The following is a 616-nucleotide window of genomic DNA, read 5'->3' as shown; positions in this document are numbered from 1 at the left end:
TGATTGGGTCGGACTGGCGTTTCAGATAATGAGCCGAGCCAACAGCGCTGCAGCTTCAAGTAGGAATGGGATAACGTAATGTCGGAACATCAATGAATAATACATGTGAGTCAAGCTCGCTTCATTTTGAAGTGGACCTCAAACAGGCTCTGATTTGGGTGGCACGTGCTTTAGATTATGTCGGAGTCGATGACACTCACCATAACCACCGTGTCGCCTATATCGCTTACCAATGCGCGCTTGCTCTGGGTTGGGATTTAAAAAAGCGGAGTTCAGCTATTTTGCTGGAATGGTGCACGATTGTGGCGTCTCGGAAACGAAAGAGCATTTAATGCTGCTAGAGACGCTGATGCCACAAGACGCCCAAGCCCACTGCATTCGCGGTTACCAATCTTTGCAACAGTGTAATATTTTGGCTCAGTTTGCTGAGTCAATTTTGTATCACCACACTCGTTGGGATGAGCTTGAAACCTTAGAAGTCTCTCCGTTTAACAAAGACATCGCAGCGCTTTTGTATCTTCTGATCGTCCTAGATTTCTCAGGGCTTCAATTCACCGATGAGTGTCATAGCGATATGGTGACGCTGCATGAACACGCCATCGCCGACACCATCATG

The 616-nt window shown here is 47.4% G+C and carries 1 pseudogene; it reads left to right on the top strand.

The window, feature by feature from the left end:
* Window positions 1-92: 92 nt before the first annotated feature.
* Window positions 93-616 (top strand): annotated as a pseudogene (locus CIK04_RS26115) (HD domain-containing protein); the annotation flags it as partial.

The sequence above is a fragment of the Vibrio sp. 03_296 genome, assembly GCF_002265885.1.
This window is presented reverse-complemented; position numbering and strand designations above follow the sequence as displayed.